Origin of the sequence: Zavarzinia sp. (assembly GCF_049306435.1) — a bacterium.
Lineage (GTDB): Bacteria > Pseudomonadota > Alphaproteobacteria > Zavarziniales > Zavarziniaceae > Zavarzinia.
Genome location: NZ_JBAQRT010000009.1, coordinates 19,883 through 27,278 on the forward strand (window position 1 = coordinate 19,883; position 7,396 = coordinate 27,278).

General features: G+C 65.2%; 6 protein-coding genes. 5 read left to right on the plus strand and 1 reads right to left on the minus strand.

Annotation, left to right across the window (positions count from 1 at the left end; translation table 11 throughout):
• Nucleotides 1-16 precede the first annotated feature (16 nt).
• Together motA and WAZ62_RS00635 are read left to right on the plus strand one after the other, a co-directional pair.
• Nucleotides 17-877: a flagellar motor stator protein MotA gene (gene motA / locus WAZ62_RS00630; protein WP_422641597.1), complete on the plus strand. Its 861-nt coding sequence runs from the start codon at nucleotides 17-19 to the stop codon at nucleotides 875-877.
• Between the two features lie 6 nt (nucleotides 878-883).
• Nucleotides 884-1,972 (plus strand): flagellar motor protein MotB, encoded by a 1,089-nt coding sequence (locus tag WAZ62_RS00635; RefSeq protein WP_422641598.1) that lies wholly within the window; start codon nucleotides 884-886, stop codon nucleotides 1,970-1,972.
• Here the strand turns inward: WAZ62_RS00635 and WAZ62_RS00640 are convergent, their stop codons facing one another.
• Nucleotides 1,973-3,703 (minus strand): cation:proton antiporter, encoded by a 1,731-nt coding sequence (locus tag WAZ62_RS00640; protein WP_422641599.1) that lies wholly within the window; start codon nucleotides 3,701-3,703, stop codon nucleotides 1,973-1,975.
• A gap of 100 nt (nucleotides 3,704-3,803) precedes the next feature.
• On the opposite strand from WAZ62_RS00640, the gene WAZ62_RS00645 reads away from it, so the two are divergent.
• The 3 genes from WAZ62_RS00645 (at nucleotide 3,804) to cysN (ending at nucleotide 7,229) form a co-directional block, all read left to right on the plus strand.
• The gene (locus WAZ62_RS00645) at nucleotides 3,804-4,253 is read left to right on the plus strand and encodes a molybdenum cofactor biosynthesis protein MoaE (protein WP_422641600.1); all 450 of its coding nucleotides are present in this window, start codon (nucleotides 3,804-3,806) and stop codon (nucleotides 4,251-4,253) included.
• A gap of 169 nt (nucleotides 4,254-4,422) precedes the next feature.
• Nucleotides 4,423-5,331, plus strand: a complete 909-nt coding sequence (gene cysD, locus WAZ62_RS00650) for a sulfate adenylyltransferase subunit CysD (protein WP_422641601.1) — start codon at nucleotides 4,423-4,425, stop codon at nucleotides 5,329-5,331.
• Nucleotides 5,331-7,229, plus strand: coding sequence for a sulfate adenylyltransferase subunit CysN (gene cysN, locus WAZ62_RS00655; protein WP_422641602.1), 1,899 nt, complete (start codon nucleotides 5,331-5,333; stop codon nucleotides 7,227-7,229). Before cysD ends, cysN begins: the two co-directional genes overlap by 1 nt.
• Nucleotides 7,230-7,396: the final 167 nt, after the last annotated feature.

Below are 7,396 nucleotides of genomic sequence, written 5' to 3' on the forward strand. Positions count from 1 at the left end.
ACAGGCCATCCGCCCCATGCTGCTGATCATCGGTTTCGTCGTCGTCCTCGTCTGCGTCATCGGCGGCTATGCGCTGGCCGGCGGCCATCTCGAGGTTCTGTGGCAACCCTACGAATTCCTGATCATCTTCGGCGCGGCCATTGGTGCCTATGTCATCGGCAACCCCACGACCGTGCTGAAGAAGACCGGCGGCGCCGTCGTCTCGGCGATCAAGGGGCCACGCTACAACAAGGCGGCCTTTCTCGAGCTTCTGTCCCTGCTCTATTCCGTGTTCAAGCTGGCCAAGACCAAGGGGATGCTGGCCCTCGAGCAACATGTCGAGAATCCCCACGACAGCACCCTGTTCCACCAGTTCCCGATCTTCGCCAAGGATCACCATGCGGTGACCTTCCTGTGCGACTACCTGCGCCTGATGACCCTCGGCACCGAGAATTCCTACGAGATGGAAGCGCTGATCGACATCGAGCTGGAAACCCACGCGCAGGAAGAACATGAGGTCTCACACGCCATCCAGAACATGGCCGATGGCATGCCGGCCCTCGGCATCGTCGCCGCCGTGCTGGGCGTCATCCACACCATGGGGGCGATCACCGAGCCGCCGGAGGTCCTTGGACATCTGATCGGCGGCGCGCTGGTCGGCACGTTCGTGGGTGTCTGGACATCCTATGGCTTCATCGCGCCGATCTCCAACGCGATCCGCTCGACCCATGATTCCGAAATGCGCTACCTGCATTGCATCAAATCCGGCCTGCTCGCCCATCTGCAGGGCTATCCGCCGGCGGTCTCCGTCGAATTCGCCCGCAAGGCGCTGCAGACCCATGTTCGCCCGACGTTCTACGAGGTCGAGGAAGCGACCCAGAAACTCCAGCCGGTCTGATCCGCCATGGCGAACGGGAACGGGCCGACGATCATCATCAAGCGGGTCAAGAAGGTCGCCGCCGGTCATCACGGCGGCGCCTGGAAAGTCGCCTATGCCGACTTCGTGACCGCGATGATGGCCTTCTTCCTGTTGCTGTGGCTGCTGAACGCGACCTCCGAAGCGCAGAAACAGGGTATCGCCGACTATTTCGATCCGATCAGCGTGTCCGAGACGACCTCGGGCGCCGGCGGCGTCATGGGCGGACAGACCATCGGTCAGGAAGGCAACCGCAATTCGGGCGGCGCCACCGCCCTGATCACGCGGATCGAGCCCGAAAGCCAGACCCCGAACCCAGAAGAAACCGACGACAGCCAGCCCCTGAGCGGTCTTGCCCCCCAGGACAAGGGCGAGCCCGGCAAGCAGCAGGCCCCCGGCGGCCCCAACAGTTCAGCGGTTTCCACCCCCGCGCCCGGCGACGCCAACGCCCGCACGGAAAATCCCCGCCCGGCCGACGCGCTCGGCCAGCAGACACCGCCGCCGGGCATCACGGCGGCGGAAGCCGACGCGAACGCCCGCAATACCGCCCTCGTCCGCGCCGAGGCCCAGCGCTTCGCCGATACGGCGACCCAGTTGCGTCAGGCCCTGCGGGAACAGCCCGAATTGCAGGCGGTCGCCTCGCAAGTCCTGCTGGAGGTCACCCGGGAAGGCCTGCGCATCCAGCTGGTCGATGGTCAGAGCAAGGCCATGTTCCAGTCCGGTTCCTCGCGCATGTCGGACGAGATGGTGGTTCTGCTGCGCAAGATCGCGGGTATCGTTGGCCGGTTGCCGAACCGCATCGCCATCGCCGGCCATACGGATTCCGCGCCCTATCGCAGCACCACGGGCTATACCAACTGGGAATTGTCCGCCGATCGGGCCAACTCCAGCCGCCGGGTCCTGACCGAGGCCGGCGTTTCGCCGTCGCGCATCTTTCAGGTCTCGGGCCGGGCATCGTCGGAGCCGCTCAACCCCGACAATCCGCTCGACCCCGCCAACCGGCGCATCACCATCACCCTGCTGCGCGAAAGCCCGGTGCTGCCCCCGGGCATCGCCACCGTGCCATCGGAGCCCTGATCAGGCTTCCGCCACCGCCACCTCGCCCGCATTCATCTGGCGACGCGCGGCCGCCGTGGTCTCGACGGCGATCCGCACTTCCGGATGCAGCGACAGGAAGCGGCGGAAATCGCGCCGGTCCAGGGTATAGAGCTGGCAATAATCGACCGCCGTGACATCGGCCGAGCGCGGCTCGCCCGACATCAGCGCCATTTCGCCGAAATGCTCGCCCGCGCCCAGACGGATCTTCCGGCCCGCCACCGCGACCTCGACCTCGCCCGCGGCGATGAAGAAGACCGTATCCGCCCGGTCGCCCTTGCGAATGAGGCGCGCGCCGGGATTGGCCACGCGATGCCGGAAGGTGACCAGAAGATCCTGGATGCCTTGCGGGTCGAGACTGGCGAACATGGGGAAACTCTCCGCCAGTTCCCGCGCCTTCAGCACACGCTCCGCTTCCCGCGCCTCGGCGCGGACATGGGCCTTCATCAACTCGCGCTCGAGGAGGCGCAGGCGGGGCGCGCCGCGCACCTCGCCTTCGCCTGCGCGCAGCCGCCTGGTCAGCCATTCCGCGCCCAGGAACACCAGCGGGTTGAGCGTGATCGAGAACAGCGCCCCCGCCAGGATCAGGTCGCGGCCTTCCGCGGGCAACAACCCGAGGCCGATGCCAAGCCCCGCCAGGATGAAGGAGAATTCGCCGATCTGGGCAAGGCTGGCCGAAACCATGAGCGCAGTCGCCAGCGGATAGCCCAGCAACAGCACGATGACCGAAGCGATCAGCGACTTGCCGATGATGATGATGGCAAGCACGCCCAGTACCGACAGGGGATCGCGCACCAGCACCATCGGATCGAACAACATGCCGACCGAGACAAAGAACAGCACGGAAAAGGCATCCTGCAGCGGCATCGATTCGTGAGCCGCCTTGTGGCTGAAATCGGATTCGTTCAGCACGACGCCGGCGAAAAAGGCACCAAGGGCGAAGGACACGCCGAACACGGCCGCCGAGCCGAAGGCGATGCCAAGGGCGAGCGCCAGCACCGACAGGGTGAATAATTCGCGGGAGCCCGTGCGGGCGACCTGGGCCAGCAACCAGGGCACCACCCGGGGCCCCAGCAGCAGGGCGATGGCGACGAAAGCCGCGACCTTGCCAAGGGTAATGGCAAGACCCAGCCACAGCGCCCCCGGCTCCAGCGCCGCGCCGTGGCTGGCGTCGCCCGCCTGTCCGCCCAGCGCCCCGGCGAAGGCCGGCAACAGCACGAGCGCCAGCACCATCACCAGATCCTCGACGATCAGCCAGCCCACGGCGATGCGGCCGTTGACCCCGTTGACCGCATTCCTCTCCTCCAGCGCCTTCAGCAGGACGACGGTACTGGCGACCGACAGGCTGAGGCCGAAGACAAGCCCGGCGCCGAGGCTCCAGCCCCAGAAATGGGCGACGGCCATGCCCATCGCTGTCGCGGCCGCGATCTGCCCGACTGCCCCCGGCAGCGCGATCCAGCGCACGGCCAACAGGTCGGACGCGGAAAAATGCAGGCCGACGCCGAACATCAGCAGGATGACGCCGATTTCCGCCAGTTGGACCGCGAGATCCGCGTCGGCGACGAACCCGGGCGTGAACGGCCCGACCGCGACCCCGGCCAGCAAATATCCGATCAACGGCGGCAGACGAAGTTTGTTGGCGAAGAACCCGAAGATGAAGGCTATGACGAACCCGATGGCCACCGTCGCAATCAAGGGAGTTTCATGGGGCATCGGCTTCCTTTCAATCCGGCGGCAGGCTTGCCCCGAAATTCGGGGAGCGCGATTGTTTCAATTGCGATCCGTCGAATCAATGCTTGAAGGCGCAGCCGGCATGACAATTGCGATACAGGAACAGGATTTCGACGTCGGGGCCGTCATCGACGTCCTTGGCGGAGCCGGCCGGTCGGGCGCCGTCGCTTCCTTCGTCGGTCTCGTGCGCGATCACGGCGACCGGCAGGATGTCGTCGCCCTCGAGCTCGAACATTATCCGGGCATGACCGAACGCGCCCTCGCCGCCATCGAGGCGGAGGCGCGGCGGCGCTTCGCCCTTGATGACTGCGTGATCATTCATCGCGTGGGCCGCCTTCCCCTGGGCGCGCGCATCGTGCTCGTGGCCACGGCCTCCCCTCACCGGGCCGACGCGCTCGACGCCTGCGCCTTCCTGATCGACTGGCTGAAGACCAGGGCGCCGTTCTGGAAACGGGAAATCACCGCGGACGGCGCCGGCACCTGGGTCGAGGCGAAGGACAGCGACGACGTGGCGACCGGACGTTGGGGCTGACGACAAGGGTTGACTTCGACGATTTGGAAAATCATAATTTTCCAAATCGGGACTCCTCGTCGTCCGGCGCTTGACTCGGCCGGCCCGCGGGAGTTCTCTCCCCGGCATCCGGCATTTGCCTGTATCCACAGGTGCCGGGCGTCCAATATCTAATTTCTGGAAGCCGATCGTGTCCCAAGACACCCTGACCCACCTGCAGCGCCTCGAGGCCGAGAGCATCCACATCATGCGCGAGGTGGTGGCGGAGACCGAAAATCCGGTCATGCTCTATTCGATCGGCAAGGATAGCGCGGTGATGCTGCACTTGGCGCAGAAGGCCTTCTATCCCTCCAAGCCGCCCTTCCCGCTGCTCCATGTCGATACCACATGGAAATTCCGGGAAATGATCGCTTTCCGCGACCAGATGGCGAAGACGCTGGGCATGGACCTGCTGGTCCACGTCAATCCCGAAGGCGTCGAGATGGGCATCAGCCCCTTCGTCCATGGCAGCGGCCTTCATACCGACATCATGAAGACGCAAGGCCTGAAGCAGGCGCTCGACAAATACGGCTTCGACGCGGCCTTCGGCGGCGCCCGCCGCGACGAGGAAAAATCCCGCGCCAAGGAGCGCATCTTTTCCTTCCGCTCGGCCCAGCACCGCTGGGACCCGAAGAGCCAACGGCCCGAACTCTGGCGCCTCTACAACACCAGGAAGAACAAGGGCGAGTCGATCCGCGTCTTCCCGCTGTCGAACTGGACCGAACTCGACATCTGGCAATATATCCACCTTGAGAACATCCCGATCGTGCCGCTCTATTTCGCGGCCGAGAGGCCGGTGGTGGAGCGCGACGGCACGCTGATCATGGTCGATGACGACCGGATGCCGCTGCGCCCGGGCGAGACGCCGATGATGAAGAAAGTCCGCTTCCGGACACTCGGCTGCTACCCGCTCACGGGCGCGATCGAGTCCGAGGCCGACACGCTGACCGACATCATCCAGGAAATGCTGCTGACCAGGACCTCGGAACGTCAGGGCCGCATGATCGACCATGACCAGTCCGCGTCGATGGAAAAGAAGAAGCAGGAAGGATACTTCTGATGTCCCACATCTCCGACCTGATCGCGACCGACATCGACGAATACCTGAAGGTCCACGAAAAGAAGTCCCTGCTGCGCTTCATCACCTGCGGCTCGGTCGACGACGGCAAGTCGACGCTGATCGGCCGCCTGCTCTATGATTCGAAGATGATCTTCGAGGACCAGATGACGGCCCTCGAAAGCGACTCGAAGAAGGTCGGCACCCAGGGCGGCGAGATCGATTTCGCGCTTCTCGTCGACGGGCTCGCCGCCGAGCGGGAACAGGGCATCACCATCGATGTCGCCTATCGCTTCTTCTCGACCGAAAAGCGCAAGTTCATCGTCGCCGACACCCCCGGCCACGAGCAATACACGCGCAACATGATCACCGGCGCCTCGACCGCCGATGTCGCCGTGATCCTGATCGACGCGCGGAAGGGCGTGCTGACCCAGACGAGGCGCCATTCCTATCTCGTCTCGCTGATCGGCATCCGCAAGGTGATCCTCGCCATCAACAAGATGGACCTCGTCGATTACGACCAGGCGGTGTTCAACCGCATCCTCGATGATTACAAGGCTTTCGCCGCCCGCATCGGCCTGACCGACATCACGGCGATTCCGCTGTCCGCGCTGCGCGGCGTCAACATGCTGGAAGTCGCGGCGGAGACGCCCTGGTATCACGGCCCCAGCCTGATGGGCTATCTCGAGACGGTCGATGTCGAGGACGCGGCGCGCAAGGCGCCCTTCCGCCTGCCCGTGCAATGGGTGAACCGGCCGAACCTCGACTTCCGGGGCTTCTCCGGCCAGATCGCCTCGGGCGAAATCCGTCCGGGCGACGCCATCCGCGTCCAGCCCTCGGGCAAGACCAGCACCGTCGCCCGCATCGTCACCCAGGACGGCGATCTGGCCGTCGCCGTCGCCGGCCAGTCGATCACGCTCACGCTGGCGGACGAAATCGATATTTCGCGCGGCGACGTCATCTCGCGCACCGATGCCCCGGCCCATGTCGCCGACCAGTTCGAGGCCACCCTCGTCTGGATGAGCGACGCGCCCATGCTGCCCGGCCGGCCCTATCTGCTGAAGATCGGGGCGACCACGGTCTCGGCCTCGGTGACCGAGCCCAAGTACAAGGTGAACGTCAACACGCTCGAGCATCTCGCGGCCAAGAAGCTGGAGCTGAACGAGATCGGCATCGTCAATGTCGCGACCGACCGGCCGATCGCCTTCGACCCTTACGCCGAGAACCACGACACCGGCGGCTTCGTCATGATCGACCGGATCAGCAATGCGACAGTCGGCGCCGGGATGCTGCATTTCGCCCTGCGCCGGTCGGAGAACGTGCACTGGCAGGCGGTCGATGTCGCCAAGGATCAGCGCGCCGAGCTGAAGGGCCAGAAGCCGGCCATCCTGTGGTTCACCGGCCTCTCGGGGGCCGGCAAGTCGACCATCGCCAACATGGTCGAGAAGAAACTCTACGCCCTTGGCCGGCATACCTATCTGCTCGATGGCGACAATGTCCGCCATGGCCTCAACAAGGACCTCGGCTTCACCGACGCCGACCGGGTGGAAAACATCCGCCGCGTCGCCGAAGTGTCGAGGCTGATGGTCGATGCCGGGCTGATCGTCATGGTCTCCTTCATCTCGCCCTTCCGGTCGGAGCGGCGAATGGCTCGCGAGATGGTGAAACAGGGCGAGTTCTTCGAAGTCTTCGTCGACACGCCGCTGGCGGTCGCGGAGGAGCGGGATGTGAAGGGTCTCTACAAGAAGGCCCGCAAGGGCGAAATCAAGAATTTCACCGGCATCGACAGCCCCTACGAGCCGCCGGAACACGCCGAAATCCACCTGGCGGCGGCCGAGCTTTCGGTCGAAGCGGCGGCGGATCAGATCATCGCACGCCTGCGCGAGGCCGGCGTGATCTGAACACGGGGCCGAGACCGGCCTTCCCGCCTGTCTCGAAGCCCAAAGCAAAACGGGCCGGGGTTGATGCCCCGGCCCGTTTCATTTTCAGTCGCGGAAAGGATCAGCCGCGAGCCTGGCGGCGATCGCCCTGCGGACGGGCGCTGCCCTGGCTGCGGGCGCCCTGGCCC